This window comes from Arthrobacter sp. UKPF54-2, from assembly GCF_007858535.1.
Classification (GTDB): domain Bacteria; phylum Actinomycetota; class Actinomycetes; order Actinomycetales; family Micrococcaceae; genus Arthrobacter.
Map to the genome: position 1 here is coordinate 621356 of NZ_CP040174.1, position 24653 is coordinate 646008.

At 68.1% G+C, this 24653-nt stretch carries 23 protein-coding genes; 7 read left to right on the forward strand and 16 right to left on the reverse strand.

Going from position 1 to position 24653, the window contains the following annotated elements; genetic code table 11:
* Nucleotide 1: 1 nt before the first annotated feature.
* Both treS and E7Y32_RS02675 read right to left on the reverse strand, forming a co-directional pair.
* Complete coding sequence (gene treS, locus E7Y32_RS02670) at nucleotides 2-1798, reverse strand: maltose alpha-D-glucosyltransferase (RefSeq protein ID WP_146335767.1); 1797 nt, start codon at nucleotides 1796-1798, stop codon at nucleotides 2-4.
* A gap of 5 nt (nucleotides 1799-1803) precedes the next feature.
* On the reverse strand, nucleotides 1804-3876 hold the full coding sequence (locus E7Y32_RS02675) for an alpha-1,4-glucan--maltose-1-phosphate maltosyltransferase (protein ID WP_315897981.1): 2073 nt from the start codon (nucleotides 3874-3876) through the stop codon (nucleotides 1804-1806).
* 141 nt (nucleotides 3877-4017) lie between these two features.
* Between E7Y32_RS02675 and glgP the strand changes: the two genes are divergently transcribed.
* Entirely contained in the window at nucleotides 4018-6636 is a 2619-nt protein-coding gene (gene glgP, locus E7Y32_RS02680) for an alpha-glucan family phosphorylase (RefSeq protein ID WP_186467030.1), read from the forward strand.
* On the opposite strand, the gene E7Y32_RS02685 is transcribed toward glgP, so the two are convergent.
* Genes E7Y32_RS02685 through glgX form a run of 3 tightly spaced genes read right to left on the reverse strand, consistent with a single transcriptional unit; the run spans nucleotide 6633 to nucleotide 9612 of the window.
* Nucleotides 6633-6989 carry a barstar family protein gene (locus tag E7Y32_RS02685; protein ID WP_146335769.1) on the reverse strand — a complete coding sequence of 119 codons (357 nt, stop codon included), beginning with the start codon at nucleotides 6987-6989 and terminating at the stop codon, nucleotides 6633-6635. The two genes, glgP and E7Y32_RS02685, sit on opposite strands and share 4 nt — an antisense overlap.
* A gap of 6 nt (nucleotides 6990-6995) precedes the next feature.
* Nucleotides 6996-7451 (reverse strand): ribonuclease domain-containing protein, encoded by a 456-nt coding sequence (locus tag E7Y32_RS02690; protein ID WP_146338156.1) that lies wholly within the window; start codon nucleotides 7449-7451, stop codon nucleotides 6996-6998.
* A 49-nt stretch (nucleotides 7452-7500) separates the two neighbouring features.
* Nucleotides 7501-9612, reverse strand: a complete 2112-nt coding sequence (gene glgX, locus E7Y32_RS02695) for a glycogen debranching protein GlgX (RefSeq protein ID WP_146335770.1) — start codon at nucleotides 9610-9612, stop codon at nucleotides 7501-7503.
* Between the two features lie 112 nt (nucleotides 9613-9724).
* Between glgX and E7Y32_RS02700 the strand changes: the two genes are divergently transcribed.
* Nucleotides 9725-10531 (forward strand): carbon-nitrogen hydrolase family protein, encoded by an 807-nt coding sequence (locus tag E7Y32_RS02700; RefSeq protein ID WP_146335771.1) that lies wholly within the window; start codon nucleotides 9725-9727, stop codon nucleotides 10529-10531.
* 170 nt (nucleotides 10532-10701) lie between these two features.
* Here the strand turns inward: E7Y32_RS02700 and rlmB are convergent, their stop codons facing one another.
* The 6 genes from rlmB to E7Y32_RS02730 all read right to left on the reverse strand — a co-directional run bounded on the left by rlmB (nucleotide 10702) and on the right by E7Y32_RS02730 (nucleotide 15686).
* On the reverse strand, nucleotides 10702-11694 hold the full coding sequence (gene rlmB, locus E7Y32_RS02705; protein ID WP_146335772.1) for a 23S rRNA (guanosine(2251)-2'-O)-methyltransferase RlmB: 993 nt from the start codon (nucleotides 11692-11694) through the stop codon (nucleotides 10702-10704).
* Between the two features lie 123 nt (nucleotides 11695-11817).
* Entirely contained in the window at nucleotides 11818-13302 is a 1485-nt protein-coding gene (gene cysS, locus E7Y32_RS02710) for a cysteine--tRNA ligase (RefSeq protein ID WP_146335773.1), read from the reverse strand.
* A gap of 43 nt (nucleotides 13303-13345) precedes the next feature.
* Complete coding sequence (locus E7Y32_RS02715; protein ID WP_146335774.1) at nucleotides 13346-13693, reverse strand: hypothetical protein; 348 nt, start codon at nucleotides 13691-13693, stop codon at nucleotides 13346-13348.
* A gap of 66 nt (nucleotides 13694-13759) precedes the next feature.
* Nucleotides 13760-14245 (reverse strand): 2-C-methyl-D-erythritol 2,4-cyclodiphosphate synthase, encoded by a 486-nt coding sequence (gene ispF, locus E7Y32_RS02720; RefSeq protein ID WP_146338158.1) that lies wholly within the window; start codon nucleotides 14243-14245, stop codon nucleotides 13760-13762.
* A gap of 24 nt (nucleotides 14246-14269) precedes the next feature.
* A complete protein-coding gene (gene ispD / locus E7Y32_RS02725) occupies nucleotides 14270-15088 on the reverse strand; it encodes a 2-C-methyl-D-erythritol 4-phosphate cytidylyltransferase (protein WP_146335775.1) in 819 nt (272 codons plus the stop codon).
* Between the two features lie 115 nt (nucleotides 15089-15203).
* Nucleotides 15204-15686 carry a CarD family transcriptional regulator gene (locus E7Y32_RS02730; RefSeq protein WP_026266570.1) on the reverse strand — a complete coding sequence of 161 codons (483 nt, stop codon included), beginning with the start codon at nucleotides 15684-15686 and terminating at the stop codon, nucleotides 15204-15206.
* Between the two features lie 282 nt (nucleotides 15687-15968).
* Between E7Y32_RS02730 and E7Y32_RS02735 the strand changes: the two genes are divergently transcribed.
* Complete coding sequence (locus E7Y32_RS02735) at nucleotides 15969-16550, forward strand: hypothetical protein (RefSeq protein ID WP_146338160.1); 582 nt, start codon at nucleotides 15969-15971, stop codon at nucleotides 16548-16550.
* A 100-nt stretch (nucleotides 16551-16650) separates the two neighbouring features.
* Here the strand turns inward: E7Y32_RS02735 and E7Y32_RS02740 are convergent, their stop codons facing one another.
* Both E7Y32_RS02740 and E7Y32_RS02745 read right to left on the reverse strand, forming a co-directional pair.
* Nucleotides 16651-17331, reverse strand: coding sequence for a response regulator transcription factor (locus E7Y32_RS02740; RefSeq protein WP_138767418.1), 681 nt, complete (start codon nucleotides 17329-17331; stop codon nucleotides 16651-16653).
* Nucleotides 17328-18542 (reverse strand): cell wall metabolism sensor histidine kinase WalK, encoded by a 1215-nt coding sequence (locus tag E7Y32_RS02745; RefSeq protein WP_146338162.1) that lies wholly within the window; start codon nucleotides 18540-18542, stop codon nucleotides 17328-17330. Before E7Y32_RS02745 ends, E7Y32_RS02740 begins: the two co-directional genes overlap by 4 nt.
* A 206-nt stretch (nucleotides 18543-18748) precedes the next feature.
* Between E7Y32_RS02745 and phoU the strand changes: the two genes are divergently transcribed.
* Nucleotides 18749-19411, forward strand: coding sequence for a phosphate signaling complex protein PhoU (gene phoU / locus E7Y32_RS02750; RefSeq protein WP_146335776.1), 663 nt, complete (start codon nucleotides 18749-18751; stop codon nucleotides 19409-19411).
* Between the two features lie 92 nt (nucleotides 19412-19503).
* On the opposite strand, the gene E7Y32_RS02755 is transcribed toward phoU, so the two are convergent.
* Complete coding sequence (locus E7Y32_RS02755) at nucleotides 19504-20250, reverse strand: phosphoglyceromutase (protein ID WP_146335777.1); 747 nt, start codon at nucleotides 20248-20250, stop codon at nucleotides 19504-19506.
* Nucleotides 20251-20335: 85 nt separating this feature from the next.
* Between E7Y32_RS02755 and E7Y32_RS02760 the strand changes: the two genes are divergently transcribed.
* Complete coding sequence (locus E7Y32_RS02760) at nucleotides 20336-21184, forward strand: class I SAM-dependent methyltransferase (protein ID WP_186467031.1); 849 nt, start codon at nucleotides 20336-20338, stop codon at nucleotides 21182-21184.
* Between the two features lie 11 nt (nucleotides 21185-21195).
* Here the strand turns inward: E7Y32_RS02760 and E7Y32_RS02765 are convergent, their stop codons facing one another.
* On the reverse strand, nucleotides 21196-21552 hold the full coding sequence (locus tag E7Y32_RS02765) for a DUF2516 family protein (RefSeq protein ID WP_146335778.1): 357 nt from the start codon (nucleotides 21550-21552) through the stop codon (nucleotides 21196-21198).
* A gap of 9 nt (nucleotides 21553-21561) precedes the next feature.
* Nucleotides 21562-22752 carry a PLP-dependent aspartate aminotransferase family protein gene (locus E7Y32_RS02770; protein WP_146335779.1) on the reverse strand — a complete coding sequence of 397 codons (1191 nt, stop codon included), beginning with the start codon at nucleotides 22750-22752 and terminating at the stop codon, nucleotides 21562-21564.
* Between the two features lie 89 nt (nucleotides 22753-22841).
* Here E7Y32_RS02770 and tmk point away from each other — a divergent pair, with 89 nt between their 5' ends.
* Entirely contained in the window at nucleotides 22842-23510 is a 669-nt protein-coding gene (gene tmk / locus E7Y32_RS02775) for a dTMP kinase (RefSeq protein WP_146335780.1), read from the forward strand.
* Nucleotides 23507-24649, forward strand: a complete 1143-nt coding sequence (locus tag E7Y32_RS02780; RefSeq protein WP_146335781.1) for a DNA polymerase III subunit delta' — start codon at nucleotides 23507-23509, stop codon at nucleotides 24647-24649. Before tmk ends, E7Y32_RS02780 begins: the two co-directional genes overlap by 4 nt.
* Nucleotides 24650-24653: the final 4 nt, after the last annotated feature.

Below are 24653 nucleotides of genomic sequence, written 5' to 3' on the forward strand. Positions count from 1 at the left end.
TTCAGCCTTCGATGGACAGGATAGGCATCGCCTGGGTGTGGGGCGAGGCCGGGTTGGATGCGGACGATCGGATCCGCAGCCAGAAGAAATCGTGGCTGCCCAGGGTGAGGGTCAGGGTTCCGTCGTCGGAGATCGCGGGGAACGCCTGGCCGCCGAAAACGTCGCGGAGGCCGCGGCCGGCGTACTGCGGCACCTTCAGGGTGGTCGCCACGGGATGCTGGGACAGGTTGAAGGCGCACAGGATGGTCTCCGGGTCCTCGCCCGCGGCGTTGCCCGCCGGCAGCTCGCGCAGGTAGGACAGGACGACGTCGTGGTCCGCTTCGACGTGCTGGAACGAGCCAAGCCCGAACGCGGGGTGGTTCTTGCGAACGCTCAGGATCTGCCGGGTCCAGCGCAGCAGCGAGCCGGAATGGGCGGCCTCCGCTTCGACATTGGCCATGCTGTAGTTGTAGACCAGCGACTGGATCACCGGGAGGTAGAGCTTGCCCGGGTCCGCATGGGAGAACCCGGCGTTGCGGTCCGGGTTCCACTGCATCGGGGTGCGGACCGCGTCGCGGTCCTCGAGCCAGATGTTGTCGCCCATGCCGATCTCGTCGCCGTAGTACAGGAATGGGCTTCCCGGCAGCGAGAGCAGCAGGGCGTTGATGAGTTCGATTTCGGAGCGGGAGTTGTCCAGCAGCGGGGCCAGCCGGCGGCGGATACCGATGTTGGCCCGCATCCGCGGGTCCGGCGCGTACCAGCCGAGCATCGCGGCGCGCTCGTCGGCGGTGACCATTTCCAGGGTCAGCTCGTCGTGGTTGCGCAGAAACGTGCCCCACTGGGCGCCCTCGGGAATGTCCGGGGTGTCCTTCATGGTCTCGATGATGGGCGCGGCCTTCTGGTCACGCAGCGCGTAATAGAGCCGCGGCATGATCGGGAAGTGGAAGGCCATGTGGCATTCGGGTTCCTCTTCAGTGCCGAAGTACTCCACCACTTCGGCCGGCGGCTGGTTGGCTTCGGCGATGATGATCCGGCCGGGGTAGCTCTCGTCGACCATCCGGCGCAGCTGCCGGAGGAATTCGTGGGTGGCCGGCAGGTTCTCGCAGTTGGTGCCTTCCTCCTCGAAGAGGTATGGGATGGCGTCGGCGCGGAAGCCGTCAATGCCTTGATCCAGCCAGAACCGCACGACGTCGAAGAGGGCGTCGATCACCTTGGGGTTCTCGAAGTTCAGGTCCGGCTGGTGGCTGAAGAACCGGTGCCAGAAGAACTGGCGGCGGATCGGATCGAAGGTCCAGTTGGATTCCTCGGTGTCCACGAAGATGATGCGGGCGTCCTGGTACTTCTCGTCAGTGTCGCTCCACACGTAGAAGTCGCCGAACGGGCCGTCCGGATCCTTGCGCGACTCCTGGAACCAGGGGTGCTGGTCCGAGGTATGGTTCAACGGCAGGTCGATGATGACCCGGACGCCGCGGGCGTGGGCCTCGGCGACGAGCCGCTTGAAGTCGCTGATGGTGCCGAACTCGTCCAACACGGAGTTGTAGTCGGAGATGTCGTAGCCGCCGTCCCGCAGCGGGGACTGGAAGAACGGCGGGAGCCAGAGGCAGTCGACGCCGAGCCACTGCAGGTAGTCCAGCTTTTCGATCAAACCGTGGAAGTCGCCGGAGCCGTCGCCGTTCCCGTCCGCGAAACCTCGGACCAGGACCTCGTAGAAGACCGCCTTCCGGTACCAGTGCGGATCGTGCTGGAGACCGGGCGCGTTAAGTTCGAACGTCTGCTTCGGAGTGAAATGCTGGCTGGGGTTGCTCGGGCTGAAACTCACTGGCGCTACCTCCGGATGCTCAGGATGTGGGCGGGTTCGACATGTGCGTCCAGGCGGACGTAGTTGTACTCGCCCCATTCCCAGCTGTCGCCGGTCAGCAGGTCATCGACGATGAAACGGCCGTTGTGCGTCAGGTTCTCCGGGTCCAGCTCGAGGGCTGCCAGGTCCAGCGTCACGGTGCTTTCCCGGATGCCATGCGGATCCACGTTGACCACGATGATCAGGGTGTCCTTGGTGCCGTCGGGGAGGGTCTTGTGTTTCGAGTAGACCACGGTGGCGTTGTCCGTGCTCTGGTGCAACGTCAGGTTCTGTAGGTCGCCGAGGGCGGGGTGGGAGTGCCGGATCTCGTTGAGCCGGGTCAGGTACGGGGCCAGGGTGCGGCCGGATTCTGTGGCCGCGTCCCAGTCGCGGGCCTTGTACTCGAACTTCTCGTTGTCGATGTATTCCTCCGCGCCGGGCCGGGCGACGTGCTCGTAGAGCTCGTAGCCGGCATAGACACCCCAGATCGGGCTGGCGGTGGCGGCGAGCGCGGCGCGGATCTTGAACGCCGCCGGGCCGCCGAACTGCAGGTACTCGGTGAGGATGTCCGGGGTGTTGACGAAGAAATTCGGCCGGAAGAACGCCGGGGATTCGTGGCTGACTTCCTGGAAGTAGGTCTCCAGCTCCGCCTTGGTGTTGCGCCAGGTGAAGTAGGTGTAGGACTGCTGGAACCCGGCGCGGCCCAGCGCGTGCATCATGGCGGGCCGGGTGAAGGCCTCGGCGAGGAAGACGACGTCGGGGTGCTTTTTGTTAACCTTGGCGATCAGCCATTCCCAGAACCACACCGGTTTGGTGTGCGGGTTGTCCACGCGGAAGATCTTCACGCCGTGGCTGATCCAGAGCAGGACGATCCGCAGGATCTCGTTGGAGAGGCCGGCGGGGTCGTTGTCGAAGTTGAGCGGGAAGATGTCCTGGTACTTCTTCGGCGGGTTCTCGGCGTACGCGATGCTGCCGTCCACCCGGGTGGTGAACCACTCGGGATGGCTCTGCACCCAGGGGTGGTCCGGGGCGGCCTGCAGCGCGAGGTCCAGGGCCACCTCCAGGCCTAGCTCGCCGGCGCGGGCCACAAAAGCGTCAAAGTCCTCGAAGGTGCCCAGGTCCGGGTGGATGGCGTCGTGGCCGCCCTCCTTAGCCCCGATGGCCCAGGGTGAGCCCGGGTCGTGCGGGCCGGCCAGCAGGGTGTTGTTCGGGCCCTTGCGATGGGCGGTGCCGATCGGGTGGATCGGCGGCATGTAGATGATGTCGAAGCCCATGGCCGCGACGGCGTCGAGGCGCTGCGCGGCGGTGCGGAACGTCCCGGAGGTCCATTCGCCGGTGTCGTGGTTGCGGACGGCGCCCTCGGAACGGGGGAAGAACTCGTACCAGGCGCCGCGGCCGGCCAGTTCACGCTCCACCAGCAGGGGGTAGGGCTCGGAAACAGTGACGAGTTCGCGGATCGGCTGGCGTGCGATGACGGCGGCCACGTCGGTGCTGAAGCCGGCGGCCAGGCGCTCCTCCGGGGTCTTGGAGCCGTCGGAGAGGCCGACGACGGCGATCCGGAGGGTCCGCCGGTCGGCGGAGGGGCGGGTGGCGTCCTCTGACGCCTCGGTCAGCAGGGCGGCGCCTTCGGCAAGCATCAGGTCGACGTCGATGCCCGCCTCAATCTTGACCTCGGCGTTGTGGTGCCAGGTGCCGTAGCGGTCGTGCCAGGCTTCGATCACGAACGACCACCTGCCGGTGGACGACGGGGTGAGCAGACCTTCCCAGCGGTCGGTGCCCTTGCCCCGGTCGCCCCGGGGCGGGGCCAGCCGGACGCGCTGCCGCTCTTTCCCGCGCGGGTCAAGGAGCACGGCGCTGACGCCGAGCATGTCGTGGCCCTCCCGGAATGCGGTGGCTCCGACGACGATGCTCTCCCCTACGACGGCCTTGGCGGGGAACTTCCCGTCCTCGACCGCGGGCTGTACGGCAGTGATGGGAAACCTGCCGAATTTCAGGCCATCCGTGATCAGGGCCTTCGGCTTTTGCTTGGACACGGCACTGGTTCGCGAGTTAGTCGTCACAGCCTCGACGTTATCTACAAATCGCGCAGAATGCTAAGGCCGCTCAGTTTTTTCGGGCGAATCCTGAAGGCAATCCGACATTTACCGGAAAGAAACCCAAACCTGTTCCGGGGCCCTAAGTTGTCCGTTAGTGTTTCGCTGGTGAAGGCTATCCGCAGATTTACCGTCCGAACCGTTCTTCCCGAATCGATCCGGCCTTTGGCGCGGCTCGCCACCAACCTTCGCTGGTCGTGGCACCTGCCCACCAGGGATCTCTTCGAGCAGCTGAACCCGGCAATTTGGGCCGAGAGCGCGCACGATCCGGTGACCTTCCTGGGCCTGGTCAGCCGGGAGGAACTGCAGCGCCTCGCCGCGGACCAGGAGGTGGTCCGCCGCGTCCATGCGGCCGCCGCGGACCTGGACCATTACCTGGAACAGCCCCGCTGGTACCAGAGCCTGGGCGAGGACGCGCCCCGCTGCATTGCGTACTTCTCACCCGAGTTCGGAATCACCGAGGTCCTGCCGCAGTACTCCGGCGGCCTCGGCATTCTGGCCGGGGACCATCTGAAGGCGGCCTCGGACCTCGGCGTGCCGCTGATCGGCGTCGGTCTGCTCTACCAGGCTGGCTACTTCAAGCAGTCGCTCTCCCGCGACGCCTGGCAGCAGGAGACTTACCCCGTTCTGGACCCCGACGGCCTGCCGCTGACGCTGCTCCGTGAGGCCTCCCCGGACGGCAACGGCCGGCCCGTCCAGATTTCGCTCCCTCTCCCCCACGGCCGCAGGCTGCTGGCGCACGTGTGGCGGGCCGACGTCGGGCGTGTCCCGCTGCTGCTGCTCGACTCCAATGTGGCCGGCAACGACGACGCGGCGCGCGGCATCACCGACCGCCTCTACGGCGGCGGCGGCGACCACCGGCTGCAGCAGGAGCTCCTGCTGGGCATGGGCGGCGTCAAGGCGCTGCGCGCCTACCAGAGGCTGACGGGCGCCCCCGCGCCGGAGGTGTTCCACACCAACGAGGGCCATGCCGGTTTCCTCGGCGTCGAACGCATCCAGGAACTGATGTCCGGGGAGAACCCGCTGAGCTGGGACGAAGCCCTGACCGCGGGCCGCGCCTCCACCGTGTTCACCACGCACACGCCGGTCCCGGCCGGCATCGACCGCTTCGAGACCTCGCAGATCGAGCATTTCTTCACCGCCGGGCTGGCCCCGGATGTCCCGCTCGGCAAGATCCTGGACCTGGGCCGGGAGGACTTCGCCGACGGCAACCCGTTTGTCTTCAACATGGCCGTGATGGGGCTGCGGCTGGCCCAGCGCGCCAACGGCGTTGCGAAACTGCACGGCGTTGTCTCCCGCGGCATGTTCTCCGCGCTCTGGCCGGGCTTCGACCATGCGGAGGTCCCTATCACCTCGGTCACCAACGGTGTCCACGTGCCCACCTGGGTTGACCCCCGGGTGTCTCAGCTGGCCCGCGAGCAGTTCGGCTCGGATGCCGAGACGGAGGGCCGCTGGGACCTGGCCTACAACGTCAGCGACGAGGCGCTGTGGGCGCTCCGCCGCGAAATGCGGGTGTCTCTGGTCGAGGACGTCCGCCGCCGGCTCCGGGCCGCCTGGAAGAAGCGCGGCGCGGCGGACGCCGAGCTGTCCTGGACCGATTCGGTGCTGGATCCCGACATCCTGACCATCGGCTTCGCCCGCCGCGTGCCCACCTACAAGCGCCTGACACTGATGCTGCGCGACCCGGAGCGGCTCAAGGCCCTGCTGCTGCACAAGACCCACCCGATCCAGCTGGTGATCGCGGGCAAGTCGCACCCGGCGGACGACGCCGGCAAGAAGATGATCCAGGACCTGGTCCGTTTCACCGACGACCCCGAGGTCCGGCACCGGATTGCCTTCCTGCCCAACTACGACATTGCGATGGCCCGGACCCTGTTCCCGGGCTGCGACGTCTGGCTCAACAACCCGCTCCGCCCGCTCGAGGCGTGCGGGACCTCCGGCATGAAAGCCGCCATCAACGGCTCGCTCAACCTCTCCGTGATGGACGGCTGGTGGGACGAGATGTACGACGGCGAGAACGGCTGGGCGATCCCTACGGCGAACAACGACGCGTCCCCGGAGGAACGCGACGACATCGAGGCGGCGGCGCTGTACGAGCTGCTCGAAACGCAGGTAGCGCCGAAGTTCTACGGCCTCACGGTTTCCGACGGCGCCGGTGCCGCCGGCCCCTCGCAGTCCGGGCCGCAGAAGGTCCCGACGCACTGGGTCTCGATGATCAAGCACACCATGACGCACCTGGGACCGGCGGTGTCTGCGGACCGGATGCTGCAGGACTACGTCAACATCCTCTACCGGCCCGCCGCGATCGCCGGACGGAACGCCTCGGCAGACAACTTTGCCGAGGCGAAGGCCCTGGCGGCCTGGTCCTCGCGGATCCGGGCCGCGTGGCCCCAGATCCAGGTGGAGCACGTGGATTCGGTGGGTGTTTCCGAGGACCCGCAGATCGGCGACGACCTGCAGGTGAACGCCTACGTGGCGCTTCATTCCGTGCCGCCGCAGGACGTGTCGGTGGAGGTGGCCTACGGCCGCGCCGAGGACAGCGACGAACTCGCCGACGTCACTGTGGCGGAACTGCAAGCAGTCGAGGACCTTGGCAAGGGCCGGTACCTGTTCAGCGGCACCCTCGTGATCGACCGGTCCGGATCCTTCGGCTACACCGTCCGGGTGCTGCCGAAGCACGAGGGGCTCGCGTCCAAGGCCGAGCTGGGGCTGATCGTCAACGCCTAGAGGCAGACGGTGATGACGGCTAGGTCTTTACCGGCGTAGCGTTCGGCGTCCTGCAGGATTTCGCAGATGATGCCGAAGGACCGGTCGGCGCGGAAGGCTGCGGGGACCTGCCAGATGAAGGTGAGCGGCGGCTGGCCGTCCTCGCTGACGGCGTCGGCGAAGTCGTGGAGCGAATCGTTGAGGGCGTCGAGGTTCACGCCGTAGTGCTCAGGGAAGTCCAGGGCCTCGCCGAAGGTCTCCAGCACCGCCTTCTTGGAATCCGCGGCAGGGATTACCAGGGCGCGGCGGCCGGCGTCGTGCACGTGGGCCCGCAATTCGTCGAGGGTCCAGGTGTCGGCGGAGAAAATCTTCATGGGCCCCTACTTGCCTTCGGCGATGAATTTGAATGATTCGTAATGATCGGCGGTGTAATATTTTTCGCCAGCTTCCCCGACCACGATCCGGCGGGCACCCCGGTCCGACTCCCCAGGAGTCCGTACGGTGTATTCGCGGTAATACCCGGAGGCTTTTCGCGGGAGAATGCGTTCGAAATTCCCGAAGGTGACATTGTCCCGGGAATACGGGTACGGGCCGCCCCTGGCGATCAGGTCCAAGGTCTGCCGTGCCTCAGGCGGGAGTTCCGAGGCCTTAATTTCCGGCAGTCCGGAGGGATTGGCGACGCCGGCGGCCGGCCGAGATGCGGTGGCACCCGGGGAGGATGCGCTCGGGCCGGCCGCCGGCCGAGATGCGGTGGCACCCGGGGAGGATGCGCTTGGGGGCGCGGCGGTCGGTGCGGTCCCGGCCTGCGGCGGGCCTCCCAGCACAAAGGCCAGCATCACCAGTCCCAGCAGCACGGCGAGCAGGGCGGCCAGCCGCCGGACGTTGCTAGACACGGTAGATGCTGATGCTGTTGGCCTGGACAATGTCCCGCTCGCCGGAGGAGATGCGGACGCCTTGGCGGCGGTCGTGCAGCTCGGAGGTGGTCAGGCGCAGCTCGTAGAGGCGGTTGCCGCCGCCGTCGTCGTTGGGGATGACCGGCAGGGTGACCTTGACGTCGTCGGCGCCGCCGTTGACCACCACCAGTCCGTCCACGCGGCCGTCGTCGGAGCCCAGCAGGAGCTGGACCACCCGGTGTCCCGGGTCCTGCCAACGGTCCCCGGACATCGGCTCGCCGTGGACGTCGAACCAGTGGAAGTAGGACTGCTGGTCGCGGGCCGGGTAGTCATGCGGCTGGCCGGCGAGGAACTCCTTGCGCAGCCGGATGATGCGTTTGGTGCTGCGCAGCATGGAGTGCGATTCCGGGGTGCTGGTCCAGTCGATCCAGGTCATCGGGTTGTCCTGGCAGTAGGCGTTGTTGTTCCCCTGCTGGCTGCGGCCGATTTCGTCGCCGGCGGTGATCATGGGCACGCCCTGGGAGATCATCAGCGAGGCCATCAGGTTCCGGCTGGTCTGCGCGCGCCGGGCGAGGATTTCCTCGTCTTCGGTGCGGCCCTCGAAGCCGTGGTTGTAGCTGCGGTTGTCGCCGTGGCCGTCGCGGTTTTGCTCCCCGTTCGCCTCGTTGTGCTTGCGGTCGTAGGAGACCAGGTCGGCCAGGGTGAACCCGTCGTGAGCGGTGATGAGGTTGACCGAGGCCAGCCGGCTCCGCCCCGAGGCAGCAAACAGGCCTGCGGACCCGGACAACGCGTCCGCAAGCCGCGCCACGGAACCGCCTTGCCCGCCGGCATCGATCGCGGCCCGGTCGGCGAGCCAGAATGTGCGGACGGCGTCGCGGAAATGGTCGTTCCAGTCCACCCAGCCCGGAGGGAACCGGCCTGTCTGCCAGCCGCCGTAGCCGACGTCCCAGGGTTCGGCGATGAGCTTGGTCTCGGACAGCACCGGGTCCGCGGCGATGGCGACGAGGAAGGGGTGCCGCGGGTCGAACTCGTTGGCTGCATTGCGGCATAGCGTGACGGCCAGGTCGAAACGGAACCCGTCGATGTGAAACTCGTTCACCCAGTACCGCAGCGAATCCAGCACCAGCTGCACCACCCTGGGCTCGCCGAAGTTTAGCGAGTTGCCGCAGCCGGTGGTGTCCACGTACTTTCCCTGGCCGTCGTGGCGGTAGTACTCCAGCTCGCCGAGACCGCGGAAGCTCAGGGTGGGCCCGTCCGCGCCGCCCTCCGCGGTGTGGTTGTAGACGACGTCGAGGATCACCTCGAGCCCGGCGGCATGCAGGAGTTTGACCATGCCTTTGAACTCGTCCTGCACGGCCTGCGGGCCGGCGTCCTGGGCCGCCTGGGTGGCATAGCCGGGGTGGGGGGCGAAGAACGCAGCGGTGTTGTAACCCCAGTAGTTGGTCAGTCCCAGGTTCTGCAGGTGCAGCTCATCCACGTGGAAGTGCACCGGCAGCAGCTGCACGGCCGTGACGCCGAGGGAGATGAGGTGCTCGACCGTGGCCGGGTGCGCCATCCCGGCGTAGGTGCCCTGGAGGTGTTCGGGGATGTCCGGATGCAGCATGGTCTGGCCGCGGACATGGGCCTCGTAGATGATGGTGTTGCGCCAGGGCGTGCGCGGCGCGGAGTCCACGCCCCAGTCGAAGTCGCTGGACATCCGGACGTTGGTGATGAAGCTGCCACGCTCGTCCACGCCGCGGCCGTACGGGTCCAGCAGCAGGGGCTGCTCGCCGTCGTCGTCGAAGTCCATCGCCGGCACGGGGAGCGGCAGGGCATCCTCCGGCGAGGCACGCAGTCCGTACCGCGAGCCTGCGGGCAGCCCTTCGACGATGCCGTGGTGGACCCCGTCCGTGACGTTGGGCAGCGTTTTCAGCTGCCAGCTGCCGCCCGGCGCCTGGTAGGCGATGTCCAGGGTGGCGACGGCGGGGGCGTAGACGGCCACATTTGCGAAGGCACCCCGAGGGTCGTCCGTCGCCGGGGAACCCGTGCGCGGGACGCTGACGCCGAGCGGAAACGGCCGCGAGGCGTCTACGGTGGTAGCTGGCTCTACAAAGGACTTGACCATCGCTTAAAGCTTAGCGGGGGAAGACAAATGAGTCGGGTTTGGTCGAAGGCGGCTTGCGCGGCGCCGGAAGCGGCCGCGCATACTTGGACTAAGCGCTGAACTGGAGGTAGCTGTGCGGGTTGCACTTGCTCAAATCATCACCGGCCGGGACACGGACCGGAATCTGGACCTGGTGCGGGACTACGCCCGCCGGGCCAAGGACGGCGGCGCCGAGGTGGTGGTCTTCCCGGAGGCGACGATGCGCGCGTTCGGCAACTCGCTGCTGGACATCGCGGAACCCCTGGACGGGCCGTGGGCCTCGCGGGTCCGGGCCATGGCGGCCGAACTCGGCATCGTGATCGTAGCCGGTATGTTTACCCCGGCGTCGGACGGGACGGGCGTCCGCAAGGTCCGCAACACCCTGCTGGCCACCGGGCCCGGCGTGGACACCAGCTACAACAAGATCCACCTCTTCGACGCCTTTGGCTTTACCGAGTCGGACACCGTAGAGGCGGGAAACCAGCCGGTCACGTTCGACGCCGGGGGCCTCACCTTCGGCCTGGCCACCTGCTACGACGTCCGGTTCCCGGACCTGTTCACCGAGAACGCTGACCGCGGCGCCCAGGTCAACATCGTGTGCGCTTCCTGGGGTGCGGGGCCGGGCAAGGTGGAGCAGTGGAAGCTGCTGTCCCGGGCCCGGGCCGTGGACGCCACGACTTTTGTCCTGGCCTGCGGCCAAGGCGATCCGGCCAGCGTTGGCCTTGAGGCCAAGGGGTCCGCCCCCACCGGTGTCGGCCACTCCGCCGTCCTCTCCCCCTTCGGCGAGGTGCTCCAGGAGCTCGACGGCGCCCCCGGCCTGCTCTTCGCCGACCTGGACCCGGCCGTCGTCGACGACGCCCGAAGCAAACTCCCGGTCCTCGCCAACCGCCACAAGTTTTAGCCCTGGGTCTTTGTCAAAGGTGAGAGTGGCTCATCGCCGGAAAGGGAGTTTTGCAAGGAGCGCATCGCCGACCAGAGCGGAGAGAGGCCGCCCGCGGCCGAAGGAAGCGCCGGGAGGTGTCTAAGCGACGGCAAAAATCCGGTTGCGGCGGAAACCGACCACCGCGCCCTTTACTTGGCGGCGCGCTGGCGCGAGATCTCGTAGAGGGAGATGCCGACGGCCATCGAGGCGTTGAGCGATTCCATCGCGGAATCGATCGGGATGGAGACGATCTGGTCGCAGTTTTCGCGGACCAGGCGGCTTAGGCCCTTGCCCTCGGACCCGACGACGATGCAGACCGGTTCCGTGGCCAGGGCGAGATCGGGCAGCGAGACGTCGCCGTCTCCGTCCAGGCCCAGCACGAAGATGCCCATGTTCTTGAAGGCCTTGAGCGTGCTGTTCAGGTTGGCGGCGCGGGCCACGGGGACGCGCACGGCGGCCCCGGCGCTGGTCTTCCAGGCCGAGGCGGTGACGCCGACGGAGCGGCGTTCGGGCACAACCACGCCGTGGCCGCTGAACGCGGAGACCGACCGGATGATCGCGCCGAGGTTGCGCGGATCGGTGATGCCGTCGAGGGCGACGAAGAGCGGCGCGTTGGCAATGTGGCCCTTCTTCCAGCCCTCGATAGTCTCCTCAGCCAGTTCGTACGCGTCCTGGTACTCGTACGGCGGGATCTGCAGCACGAGGCCCTGATGGATGGCGTCGTCGGTCATCCGGTCCAGTTCGGGCTTGCCGGTCTCGAGCAGCGGGATGCCACGTTCGGCCGCGAGCTTGAGCGATTCCTTGACGCGGTCATCCATTTCGATGCGGATGGCGACGTGCAGCGCCTTGGCGGGGATGCCGGCGCGGAGGGCCTCCACCACGGAGTTGCGGCCGGTGACGACTTCCTCGGTGGCACGGCCCTTGGGGCCGGAGCGGGCGCCTGCCCCTGCGCTGCGGGCACCCGTCCCGCGCTTGGCCGCGGAGCGCTCCGCGAGCTGCTTGTTCTTGTGGGCCTTGTGGTAGGGACGGTCCTCCGCCTTGGGGGTGGGGCCCTTGCCCTCAAGGGCCTTACGGCCGTGGCCGCCGGTCCCGACGGTGGGACCCTTCTTCATTTTGACCGAGCGGCGACCGTTATTGGCCATGAGTTTCACCCTTTTAACTACGCGAATCGTTGATAAGTCTGAACTCCAGTCTACTGACTCGAGTTAAATCTTCGACCGCGGGGGGCGCCGCCGGCCCGCATCAGGCCGGCGGCGCCCAGGGGTTCAGCCGCGCTTCAGGCTCCAGCTGGCGCCGTCCGCGCCGTCCTCGACGACGACGCCGGCGGCCGCGAGCGTGTCCCGGATGGCGTCCGACGCCGCCCAGTCCTTACCGGCACGGGCCTTGGCGCGGGCGGCGAGCTGGGCCTCGACCAGGACGCCGAGGGCGGCGCTGGCCTGCTCGTCCACGGCCGGAGCGGCGGTGTCGTTGAGACCAAGGACACGCATCATGTCCGTGACGCCGGCCAGCGCCTGCCGGGCGCCGTCGAGGTCCCCGGCGGTGAGTGCGGTGTTGCCGGCACGGACCGTGTCGTGCAGAACGGCGAGGGCCTGGGGCACGTTGAGGTCGTCATCCATCGCGGCCGCGAAGGCGTCCGGGACGCCGCCGCGAACGACGGCGTCACCGGCGGCGGCACTGGCGGTGTCAGGACCGCCGTCGGCGTCGGCGGCCAGGGCGCGGGCGGCGCGGCTGATAAAGCCCTCGATCCGCTCCACCGCGGCCGTAGCCTCCTGCAGCGAGGTGGGCTGGTAGTCCAGGACCGAGCGGTAGTGGGCCTGGCCGAGGTAGTAGCGGACCACGCGTGGCGGGGCCAGCTCGAGCATTTCGGCCGGGCTGATGGTGTTGCCGATGGACTTGGACATCTTCTCGCCCGCGTAGGTGACCATGCCGTTGTGCATCCAGAAGTTCGCGAAGCCGTGGCCGGCCGCCTGGGACTGGGCCATCTCGTTCTCGTGGTGCGGGAAGCGCAGGTCCAGGCCGCCGCCGTGGATGTCGAATTCGGTGCCGAGGTACTTGGTGACCATCGCGGAGCACTCCAGGTGCCAGCCCGGCCGGCCGGCGCCCCACGGCGAGGCCCAGCTCGCCGTCGTCGGTTCCCCGTCCTTGTGTCCCTTCCAGAGGGCGAAGTCGCGGGGGTCCTTTTTGCCGCGCGGGTCGGCATCCGCCGCACCCTGCATGTCATCGATGTTCTGGCGGGTGAGGGAACCGTACTTGGACCAGGAGCGCACGTCGAAGTACACGTCGCCGGAGCCGTCCAGGGCCGGGTAGGCGTGGCCCCGCTCAATCAGCTGCGCGATCAGGGCGTGCATTTCCGGGATGTGGCCGGTGGCGCGCGGCTCATACGTGGGCCGGGAGACGCCCAGGGTGTCGTAGGCCTTGAGGAACTCCTGCTCGTAGCGGTAGGCCAGGGCCCACCACTCCTCGTCCCGGACCGTCCCGGGCTCGTCGGCGAAGTCGGCGGCGAACGACTCGGCGGACTTGGCCAGGATTTTGTCGTCGATGTCCGTTACGTTGCGGACCACAGTCACCCGGTAGTCCCGGTACTGCAGCCAGCGGGTGAGCTGGTCGAAGGCGATGGCGGAGCGGATGTGCCCGACGTGCGGCATGCCCTGCACCGTGGCGCCGCAGTAGTACAGGCTCACATTTCCTGGAACCAGGGGGACAAAGTCGCGGACTTCGGCGGAGGCGGTGTCGTAAAAGCGCAGGGTCACCGCTCCAGATTAGCCGATGCCCTTGAGGCGCAGGCGCGGCCGGCTATTTGCAGTGCTGGCCGATCTTGTCCATCTGCTGCCTGAGCTGTGTCAGCTGCTCGGAGGTCTGGATCCCGGTGGGGCTGGCGGCCACCTGCTTCATGATGTCGGCCATCTTCTGGATCGGTTCGGAAACCTCCGGCGCCACCTTGTCCGCGACTTCCTGATAGTGCTGGCCGATCTGGCCTGCCTTCTCCTTGTCGCTTCCTTTGGGCACGAAGGTATCGGTGTTGAGGAACTTGCAGCTTTCCTCAACACTCATCCGGGGCGTGGCCGACGGCGCAGCCGAGCCGGCGCACCCGGACAGCAGCATTCCGGCAAGAAGGACGACGGCGGGCAGCAGCCTTTTCACGGGAGGTTTCCTGACGTTTCCGGCGGGGGGTGTCCCTTAAGCGTAGGCCAGTTCGCCCGGTTCGGCTCAGTCGACCGGATACACCAAGGCGGTGGCCGTGGCCGCGATGCCTTCGCCGCGGCCGGTGAACCCGAGGCCGTCGCTGGTGGTGGCCGAGACACTCACGGGCGCGCCCGCGGCCTCGCTGAGGACCCGCTGGGATTCCTCCCGGCGCGGACCGAACTTCGGCCGGTTCGCGACGAACTGCACGGCAATGTTGCCGATCTCGAAGCCCGCGGCGCGGACGATCCGGGCCGCTTCGGCCAGCAATGTCACGCCCGAGGCGCCGGCGTATTCGGGCCGGTCGGTGCCGAAGTGCGTCCCCAGGTCCCCCAGCCCGCTCGCGGAGAAGAGCGCGTCGGCGGCGGCGTGGGCCACCGGGTCGCCGTCGGAGTGCCCGGCGAGGCCCCGCTCACCGTCCCAGTGCAGGCCGCCGAGCCAGAGCGGCTGGGGTGCGTCCTCGGGGGCGTAGGCGTGGACGTCGATGCCGATCCCGGTCCGCGGGATCGGCATCCGGCGCTGGAAGTTCCCGTCCACTTAGCCCTCCACCCAGCGCGCGCCGAGCGGGCCCTCGAGGAGCCCCTCCGCGAGGATGAGGTCCAGCGGCGTGGTGATCTTCAGCGACTGGCTGGCGCCGCGCACCGCGTACACCGGGACGCCGAGCTGCTCCACCAGCATGGCGTCGTCGGTGACGGCGGCCTCCCGGGCGTTGTCGAACTCAGCCGTGGCCTCGTGGGCCCGGCGCAGGGTGGCAAGGTCGAAGCCCTGCGGGGTCTGGACGGCGCGCAGCATTTCCCGGGGCGCGGTGCCGGTGACGAGCTCGGGGGCGATGTCGGCGTCGACGCCGAAGGTGGGATCCACTGTCTTGATGGTGTCCACAACGGGCACCACGGGGATCACCGCCACCGCGCCGGCGGCCAGGGCTTCGGCCACCCGGTGGAAGACTGCTTCGGGCGTGAGCGCCCGGGCGGCGTCGTGGACGAGGACGGACTGCGTCCCCGGTGCGAGGGCGGCGAGCGCGGCCCGCACGGACTCGGCGCGGCTGGATCCGCCGTCGACGACGGTGACGGCCGGCAGCTGCACACCGTCCCCCGAAACGGCGGTGCGGCGGTGCTCGGCGTGCAGTTCGGCCTCGAACGCCCCGCACTGGGCCCGGAGTTCCTGGTCCCCCGGGGGGATGGCCACGCAGATCTGGTCGGCGATGCCCGCCGCGGCCACACCGCGCAGGGCGTGGGTGAGGATGCTGTCGCCGCCGAGGGGCACCTTGGCTTTGGGCATGCCGTAGCCCAGACGCTGGCCGGATCCCGCGGCGACGACTATGACCGCGGTGACGTCGGCGCTCGATGCAGTGTTCATGCGGACAAGACTACGTCCCGACGCCGCGCACGGGCCCGGGCAGCTCGGAGTTGGGCCTGATTTTGGGCAAAAAGAAGCCCCGGCGGCTGTGACGCCACCGGGGTTCGATTCTTAGTTAGGAAGCCAGGACTTCGTCGAGAACGCTTGCGGCCTTCTCTTCATCAGTCTTCTCAGCCAGTGCCAGTTCTGAGATCAGAATCTGGCGGGCCTTGGCCAGCATGCGCTTCTCCCCTGCGGAGAGACCCCGGTCGTGGTCCCGGCGCCACAGGTCGCGAACGACCTCTGCCACCTTGATGACGTCACCGGAAGCAAGCTTCTCCAGGTTTGCCTTGTAACGACGCGACCAGTTGGTGGGCTCTTCAGTGAACTCGGCCCGCAGCACGTCGAATACGTGCTCCAGACCTTCCTTGCCCACTACGTCCCTGACCCCAACAAGGTCAACGTTTTCTGCTGGAACTTCAATGGTCAGATCACCCTGAGCCACCTTGAGCTTGAGATACATCTTCTCTTCGCCCTTGACAGTGCGCATCTTGATTTCTTCAATTTTGGCTGCACCGTGGTGAGGGTAAACTACTGTCTCGCCGACCTCAAAAACCATGTGGACATTCCCCTTTCCCGCAGACCAGTTTATCACGATTAAGGCATACAACTGCCATGGATCGTGCTCGGAAACCGCATGAATCCGCGGAAAACGGCCCGAATCGGCCCTTAAAACCCCTTGACGAACGCGGATAATAGTGCATTGGGCACCCTCTGCCAAGGGCCGCCGGGTACGACGGCGGACGGTCACCGAATCCGCGTTTGAGCGCCATTGCGGATAGGCTATGCCTGAATAATGTTTCAAGACTCTCAAGGAGTACGTGACGTGCGTTTCACTGCGATGACCCGGTCCCGGCGCGGCAAGCTGGCGATGGCCACGGCTGCCTTTGGCATTGGCCTGCTGTCCCTGACCGGCTGTGGCTACATCAACGCCCAGCAGACCACGGAGCAGTACTCTGCGTCGGACGGGACCCGGACCGACCTGGGCCCGCTGCAGCTCCGCAACATGATGATCATCTCCGACGGGGAGTCCAAGCCCGGCCGCGTGATCGGTGCCGTGTACAACACCTCGTCCAACGATGTGAAGCTGACCATCAACGGCGCCAGCGGATCCCAGACTGAGGTGCCGGTCAAGAAGAACTCTTACGTCCTGCTCAACGACAGCACCGACGCCGCAATCCTCAGCACCTCCGGCGGCAAGCCCGGTTCCCTGGTGGAGGTGACCATCCGAGAGGACGGCACCAACTCGGACGCCAAGTTCAAGATGCCGGTCCTGGACGCCGCGATCTCCGATTACAAGAAGTACCTGCCGACCGCCGAGCCCACCAACTCCAGCACGGCCTCCGGAACCGCCACGCCGACGCCGTCGGCCACGACGTCGGCTCCGGCAACGGCGACGCCGTCGCCGACCAGCAGCCGCTAACCCGCCGCGCCGCACTCGGCGCGGCGGCACGCACAAAGGAGGGGCACCCACACCGGGTGCCCCTCCTTTGTGCGTTGAGCGCCCGGCCGGCGCCGGGAGTTTAGGGTTCGAACTTGTAGCCCAGCCCGCGGACCGTGATCAGGTAACGCGGCGCGGAGGGGTCCGGCTCGATCTTGCTGCGCAGCCGCTTGACGTGCACATCCAGGGTCTTGGTGTCGCCCACGTAATCGGAGCCCCAGACCCGGTCGATCAGCTGGCCCCGGGTCAGCACCCGGCCGGAGTTGCGCAGCAGCATCTCGAGCAGCTCGAACTCCTTCAGCGGCAGCGACACCTGGTCGCCTTGGACGCTGACCACGTGCCGCTCGATGTCCATCCGGACCGGGCCGGCCTGGACGGTGCTGGAGACCAGCTCCTCGGGCTCGCCGTGGCGGCGCAGCACGGCCCGGACCCTGGCCACGAGTTCGCGCGAGGAATAGGGCTTGGTGACGTAGTCGTCGGCGCCGAGCTCCAGCCCCACCACCTTGTCGATTTCGGCGTCCTTGGCGGTCAGCATGATCACCGGGACGGAGGAGCGCTGACGCAGCTGGCGGCACACTTCGGTCCCGGACTGCCCGGGCAGCTGCAGGTCCAGGAGGACCAGGTCGGCGCCGTTGCGGTCGAATTCGGTGATAGCGTCGAGGCCGTTGTCGACGACCTCCACCTCGAATCCCTCCTTACCCAGCAGGTAGGACAGGGGGTCACTGAACGATTCCTCGTCCTCGACAATAAGAATCCGGCTCAAGCGCTAGCTCCTTGTTCATGGACGCCGGGGGCGTCGCGTCGTTCGGGTCGTGCGGTGTGCGGGGCCCGGCGGGGATCCGCGGCGGGCTGGTCCTGGCCTTCCATCTCGGGAAGGCGGATGGTGAAGGTGGAGCCCTGGCCGGGCTGGGACCACAGCGTCACCTCGCCGCCGTGGTTGGCCATCACGTGCTTGACGATGCTCAGGCCGAGTCCGGTGCCGCCGGTGTGGCGGGAGCGGGCGGAGTCCACGCGGTAGAAGCGTTCAAAGACGCGTTCCTGGTCCTCCGGGCTGAGGCCCTCGCCCTGGTCCGTCACGGAGACCGCCACCAGGCCGTCCCGGGCGCGCACGCCCACTCCGACCCGGGTGTTCTCCGGTGAGTACCGGATGGCGTTGTCGATCAGGTTCCGCAGCGCCGTCACGAGCAGGTCCTGGTCGCCGTAGACCATCGCGTTGGTCCGGCCGCCCACCACAATCTCGATGTTCTTGCTCTCGGCGGGGAGCTGGGACCGGTCCACGGCCTCGGCCACCACGGTGTTGATGTCCACCGGGTGCGCCTGCTGGGCCACGTTGGCGCCCTGCAACCGGGAGAGTTCGATGATGTCCTGCACGAGGGCGGCCAGCCGGGTGGATTCCTTGTGCATACGTTTGGCGAACCGGCGGACGGCCTCCTCGTCGTCGGGCGAGGCTTCCAGTGCCTCGGCCAGCAGTGAGATGGCGCCCACGGGGGTCTTCAGCTCGTGCGAGACATTCGCCACGAAGTCGTTGCGGATCTCCTCGGTGCGGGTGATCTCGGTGCGGTCGTCCGCGAGCAGCAGGATATATTCCTCGCCGAGCATGGCAGCCCGGACCTGCACCACTATGGTTCCCTGGCCGAGCGGGCCGCGCGGCAGTTCGAGCTGCTTCTCCAGGATCACGCCGTCGCGCCGGACCTTCGCGGTCATCTCCAGCAGCTGCTGGTGCACCACGGTGTGCCCCCGCACCAGGCCGTAGGCATAGGCGGCGGGACTGGCGCGCACCACGCCGTCGATCGCGTCCACCACCACGAACGCCCGGCCGACGACGGCGAGCACCTCCGCGGCGCCGTCGGGCAGGGACGGGTCGCCGGTCTCCACGTCGCTGATTTTGCGCTGCTGCTCACTGACCCGGAAGGCGAGCACGCCGAAGATGCCGAGCGACAGGCCGATCAGGCCCGCGATCACACCGATGAGCATTGGATCCACGGCTCCAGCTTATGCGCTGCGCCCCGCCGGAAATCGAAAACTTGTGCGATCGGGGCGCTGGTTCAGCTAACGTTCACCTATTGAGGCGTAACAGTTCACCGGAGAGTGGAAGGGTGGCAGGTTGAACGCCGCTACGGTGAAACGAAACGGGCCGGCCACAGCGTGCCCGGCGACGTTTCCGAGGAAAGGACGCACCCGTGCGCAAGGTTTTTCAGGAAGAGCTCGCCCAGGTGGGCGAGCAGCTCGTCGAAATCTCGAAGCTGGTCAGCGAAGCCTTCGAGAAGGCCACGACGGCCTTCGAGGGCGCCGACATCGACCTGGCCGAGGACGTCATCGCGGCCGACGCCCGGATCGATTTCCTGCAGAACAGCCTCGACGAGCGTGCCATCGACATCCTCGCCCTGCAGGGCCCCGTGGCCAGCGACCTGCGCATGATTGTGGGCTCCTTGCGGATGAGCGCCTCGCTGGAGCGGATGGGCGACCTCGCCCGGCACCTCGCCCAGCTCGCCCGGCTCCGCTACCCGGCAAACGTTATCCCGGAGCCGCTGCAGGAGACCTTCAAGAACTTCGCCAAGTACGACCTCGAGATCGCCGAGAAGCTCACCGTGCTGCTGGAGACCCGCGACCTTGAGGTTGCCCGCGACATCCTCAAGGCCAACACCGCCGTCAACGACCTGCACCTGGGCGTCTTCAAGTCGATCGCGCGCAGCGACTGGACCGAATCCGCGGCCACCACCGTCGACGTCGCCCTGGCCAGCCGCTACTTCGAGCGTTTCGCCGACCACGGCGTCTCCGTCGCGCAGAAGGTCACCTACCTGGTCACCGGCGCCTGGCACCCGACCAGCATCGAACACAGCTGACGCCTCGCCCGTCCCGCGGCAGACAGTACGACGGCGGCCGGTCACCTTGGGGGTGACCGGCCGCCGTCGTTGTCTCCGGGGTGCGGAAGGGGTTACTTCTTGCCCTGGTTCGCCACGGCCTTGATGGACTCGGCGGCGGCCTCGGGGTCGAGGTAGGTGCCGCCCGGGTTCAGCGGCTTGAAGTTCTCGTCCAGTTCGTAGACAAGCGGGATGCCGGTGGGAATGTTCAAGCCGGCGATGTCCTCGTCGCTGATGCCGTCAAGGTGCTTGACCAGCGCGCGCAGCGAGTTGCCGTGGGCCGTGACGAGCACGGTCTTGCCGGCTTTAAGGTCCGCCTTGATATCCGATTCCCAGTAGGGCAGCAGCCGGACCAGAACGTCCTTGAGGCACTCGGTGCGCGGCATCGCGTCGCCAAGGTCCTTGTAGCGGGGATCCCCCACCTGGGAGAACTCGGAGTCGTCCGCCAAGGGCGGCGGCGGGGTGTCGTAGGACCGGCGCCAGGTCATGAACTGCTCCTCGCCGTATTCGGCCAGGGTCTGGGCCTTGTCCTTACCCTGCAGCGCGCCGTAGTGGCGTTCGTTGAGGCGCCAGTCGCGCTTGACGTCGATCCAGCCGCGGTCCGCCTTCTCCAGCGCGAGGTTCGCGGTGTTGATGGCCCGCTTCAGGCGCGAGGTGTAGAGAATGTCCGGGAGGATGTTGTTCTCCACCAGCAGCTCGCCGCCGCGCACCGCCTCGGCCCGGCCCTGGTCGTTCAGGTCAACGTCCACCCAGCCGGTGAACAGGTTCTTGGCGTTCCATTCGCTGTGGCCGTGGCGCAGCAGAATCAGCTTGTAAGTCATGCTTTTCATCCTAACCGAGCGCCCGCGCACCGTGCCGTGCGTTACAGGCCGTAGCCGACCCCGCCGTGGAGGATAGGGTTGGCATGTGGTGCAGAAGGCTGAGCGGGTGGCGTCCCCCCGGAACCCGGGCGGCCCTGCGGGCGCATCCCGGGCCGGCCGTCCGGTGGGCAACGTGACCCGCGGAACCACCAACCCCAACCGGATGCGGCGGGTTGACCGCTGGCTGACCGGGCCGCAGGCGTGGCGGCTGCGGACCGCGGCGGTCCCGCTGGTGGTCGACCTTGGCTACGGCGCGTCCCCGGCCACCGCCGTCGAACTCTACGAACGCCTCGCCGCCGTCCGCGCCGATGTCCGCGTGGTCGGAATTGAGATCGAGCCGGAACGCGTCCGGCAGGCCAAGGCGCTGGAGCGTCCCGGGCTCAGCTTCCAGCTGGGCGGCTTCGAACTTCCGGTGCCGGGACGGCCGGTGCTGGTGCGGGCGTTTAATGTACTGCGGCAATACGAGGAGGCGGACGTCCCGGCGATCTGGCGGCTGGTGCAGGACCGGCTGGCTCCCGGGGGCCTGTTTGTCGACGGCACCTGCGACGAGATCGGACGGCGGGTGACGTGGGTGGCGCTCGACGCCGACGGCCCCCTCAGTCTGGGGCTGTCCATGCGCTTCGGCGCCTTCGAGCTGCCCTCGGAGATCGCTGAACGGCTGCCCAAGGCGCTGATCCACCGGAACGTGCCGGGCGAAAAGATCCACTTTTACCTACAGGCCCTGGACAAGGCCTGGCTGGAGGCGGCGCCGCTGGCGTCGTTCGGGAACCGGCAGCGCTGGACCGCGATGTGCCGTGCCATGCGCGACGGCGGCTGGCCGGTGCAGGACGGCCCGGCGCGGTGGCGCCTGGGCGAGCTCACCGTGGACTGGGAAGCGGTGGCGCCGGGGGTTTAGGTGGGTGGGGACTACCAGGGGCCGTAGGGACCCATGTTCCTGCTGCCCCCGCGGCCTGCGTCCTTCACCGCGGGACGGACGTCGGCAAGGTAGACGGCCGCGGCCGTCACGGCGGCGAGCCCAAAGAGCCCCAGCGCGTTGACCGGGCTGCCGCCACGGTAGGTGACGACGGCAAGCACGCCGATGAGGAGTGCGCCGCCGGTGAGGGCGAGCCAGAAGGTTTTGGTGCGCTTGGACACCGCTTCGAAAGCGTTGGCTTTGTGGCGCAGGCAGTCGAGGAACGCCCAAATCTCAAGGCTGAGCGAGACGAGCAAAAGGACCGCGCTCACTCCGAAGTCGGCAAAGTCAATGAGATTTCTTCCGTCCATGCCCCCAGCCTAGCCGTCCAGTGTGGCCAAAGCCTGCTGCAAATCGGCCCACAGGTCCTCGACGTTCTCAATACCGACGCTCAGCCGGACCAGGTTGTCCGGAACACTGGCCGGCTCGGCCGTGTGCCGGCGGCGGCGCTCGATCAGGGATTCCACCCCGCCCAGCGAGGTGGCCGGCAGCCACAGGTCCAGGGCCCGGATCATCCGGTCGGCGGCGTCGGCCCCGCTGAGGCCGGCACCCTCCACGGGCGCCATTTCGATGCACAGCACGGAGCCGAAGCCCTTCATCTGCGCTTTGGCCCGTTCGTGGCCGGGGTCCGTGGGCAGTCCCGGGTAGCGGATGGCCCCGACCCGCGGGTGCGTGCTCAGCCGTTCGGCGAGCACCGTCGCGGAGGCCTGCGAGCGCTCGATCCGCAGGGCAAGGGTGCGCAGACCCCGCAGCGCCAGCCACGCCTCGAACGGGCCGGCGATCCCGCCGTGGATGGTGCGGTGGTGCAGCAGGCTCGCGTGCAGCCCGGCGTCGGAGGTCACTAGCGCGCCGAGGACGACGTCGGAATGCCCCGAGAGGTATTTGGTGACCGAGTGCAGGACGACGTCGGAGCCGAGGGACAGCGGTTGCTGCACGAGCGGGGTGGAGAAGGTGTTGTCGGTGACCACCAGGGCGCCGGCCGCGTGCGCCGCGGCGGTGAGTGCCCGGATGTCCGCGACGCCGAGCATCGGGTTCGTGGGGCTCTCCAGCCACAGCATGCTGGCGGGCTTCCCGTTCGCGGGCGCCAGTTGCGCCAACACGGCGTCGGTGTCCGCAATGTCCACGGTGCGCAGCTCCAGCGCGCCCTTTTGCGCCAGTTCCGTCGCCATCACCAGCGAGCCGGCGTAGCTGTGGGACGGCATCACCAGCACCCCCTGCGCCGGGACCAGGGACAGCGCCGAACTGACGGCGGCGAGGCCCGAGGCGTAGAGCAGGCCGGGCAGCTCCGCACCCTCAAGCTGCGCGAGGGCCTGCTCGAACGGGTCCCAGGTGGGATTGGAGTAGCGCCCGTAGCCGCGGTCGCCCGGGCCCAGCGGGCCGGTGCCGAAATAGGTGGAGGAGAGCACGATCGGGGGGTTGACCGGGGCGTCGCGTTCGCGCGGCGGGCGGCCCGCAGCCACCACGAGCGTTTCGGCGGAGAGCGCGGCGGCCTGTTCTTCGGAGAGACTCATGGACACAGGGTACTTCGGGGCCGCGCAGGGCCCGTAAGGCGTTACGCGCAGGCCACCATGGTGTCGGTGATTGTCGGTAGGCTAGAGCAGTGACTACCCAGACTCCCGGCCCGTTCCCCGGACTGTTCATTGCCTTCGAAGGCGGCGACGGGGCAGGCAAGTCCACCCAGGCCGCTGAACTCGCCCGGGCCCTCGAGTCACGCGGGTTGACGGTGCTGCGGACCCGCGAACCGGGCGGCACACCGATCGGCGAGAAGCTCCGGTCCCTCGTGCTGGACCACGGCCACGGCCACATCGGCGCACGCACCGAGGCCCTGATCTTCGCAGCCTCCCGCGCCGCCCACGCCGCCCAGGTGATCCGCCCGGCACTGGAACGGGGCGAGGTGGTCCTCACCGACCGGTACATTGACTCCTCGGTGGCCTACCAGGGGGCCGGCCGGAACCTCGGCACGGACGCGGTGCGCGAGGTCAACGACTGGGCCACCTCCGGCCTGCACCCGGACCTCACCGTGCTGCTCGACGTCGACCCTGCCGATGGCCGGCGGCGGCGGACCGCCGGGGACGCCCCGGAGGACCGGCTCGAATCCGAAGCCGACGAATTCCACGCCCGGATCCGCGCCGCGTTCCTGGCGCTGGCTGCGGCCCGGCCGGAGCACTACCTTGTCCTCGCGGCGCACCTGCCCGTGCCTGAGCTGGCCGCCCGGATCCTGGAGCGCGTGCAGGCCCTGCTCGCGCTCCGCCAGGGCAGTTCGGCATGAGTGTCTGGGACGACCTTCAGGGCCAGCCCGCCGTCGTCGCGCAGCTCCGGCAGGCCGCCGAGGGCGAGGGGCTGACCCACGCCTGGCTGTTCACGGGCCCACCGGGCTCCGGCAGGTCCAACGCCGCGAAGGCCTTCGCCGCGGCGCTGAACTGCGACCAAGAGGACGTGGCACAGCGCGGCTGCGGCGTGTGCCCGGCGTGCCAGACCATCGTGGGCGAGACGCACTCCGATGTGACGTTCGTGCGGACCGAGAAGGTCACCATCACCATCGACGAGGCCCGTGAGCTGGTCTCCAGCGCCGGCAACCGGCCCTCCTCCGCCCGCTGGCGCATCATCGTCGTCGAGGACGCGGACCGGATGGCCGAACGCACCACCAACGTGCTGCTCAAGGCCATCGAGGAACCCACCCCGCGCACCATCTGGATGCTCTGCGCCCCCTCCCCCGCGGACGTGCTGGTGACCATCCGCTCCCGGTGCCGCCCGGTGGCGCTGCGGCTCCCGCCGGCCGCCGACGTCGCGGCCCTGCTGGTCAAGCGCGACGGCGTCGACCCGGACGTCGCCGAACGCGCCGCCCGGGCCGCGCAAAGCCATGTGGGCATCGCCCGCCGGCTGGCGCGGGACCCCGAGGCCCGGGAGCGCCGGCTCGAGACCGTACGGTTCCCGCTGCAGCTGCGGGGCATCACCGCGGCCGTCATGATGGCGGACAAGCTGGTCAAGATCGCCACCGAAGAAGCCAACAGCTCCAATGACGAGCGCGATGCCGCCGAGAAGGCCGCGCTGCTCGCCACGCTCGGCGCACCGGAAAGCGGTCCGCTGCCGCCGGCCATGCGCGGCCAGGTCAAACAGCTGGAGGATGACCAGAAGCGCCGCGCCAAGCGCTCCGTCACCGACTCGCTTGACCGCACCCTGACCGACCTGCTGTCCTTTTACCGGGATGTGCTGATCATCCAGATGGGGGACGCAGTTGAACTGGTCAATGTTGAGCTGAGGAACGAGCTGCAGGAATTTGCCGGCCGTTCCACGGCCGAAGTGACCCTTGCCCGCATGGACGCCATCACCAAGGCCCGCCAACGGATCACCACCACCAACGTGGCCCCGCTGCTGGCGATTGAGTCCATGGCCGCCAGCCTGATTTGACCTG